Below are 676 nucleotides of genomic sequence, written 5' to 3'. Positions count from 1 at the left end.
GCCACAATGCCCGAGCAGAAGCCCAGCACGGAAGGCTTGCCACGGGTGATCCACTCCAGCACCGCCCAGACAAAACCGGCGATGGCCGCAGCCAGCGTGGTGGTCATGAAAGCGTTGGAGGCGATGCCATCAGCACCCAGGGCGGAGCCTGCGTTGAAACCATACCAGCCCACCCAGAGCATCCCAGTGCCCACGGCGCAGAGCACCATGCTGTGAGGAGCCATCTGCTCCTTGCCGTAACCTTTGCGCTTGCCCAGCATGATGCAAAGCACCAGGGCGCTCCAGCCCGAGGTCATGTGCACCACCGTGCCGCCAGCGAAGTCGATCGCCTTGATGGCAGCGTTCGGGTTGAGAGGACCGCACATCAGGCCGGTCGTGGACCAGACCATGTGAGCGAATGGGAAATAAACCACAAACATCCAGATGAAGACGAAGAGGAGCACGGAGATGAACTTCATGCGCTCGGCGATGGCACCCAGGATCAGCGCCGGGGTGATGATGGCGAAGCTGAGCTGGAACATGGCCCACATGGCATCAGAGATCCACCAGTAGCCAGCGCCGGAGGCGTATGGGGACACACCTTCCAGGAACTTGTAGGTCATGTCACCGATGAAGGGCATTGTTTTGCCTTCACCTGCGCCGAAAGAGAGGCTGTAACCGCAGGCCCACCAGAGGA

At 60.8% G+C, this 676-nt stretch carries 1 protein-coding gene; it reads right to left on the bottom strand.

The window, feature by feature from the left end; all coding sequences use genetic code 11:
* Nucleotides 1-676 (bottom strand): ammonium transporter (locus ABEB25_RS24430; RefSeq protein ID WP_425572130.1); only part of this gene is annotated, 676 nt, incomplete at both ends.

This window comes from Prosthecobacter algae, from assembly GCF_039542385.1.
Lineage (GTDB): Bacteria > Verrucomicrobiota > Verrucomicrobiia > Verrucomicrobiales > Verrucomicrobiaceae > Prosthecobacter > Prosthecobacter algae.
The sequence above is the reverse complement of the archived record's forward strand: the minus strand, read 5'-3'. Positions and strand labels throughout refer to the sequence as shown.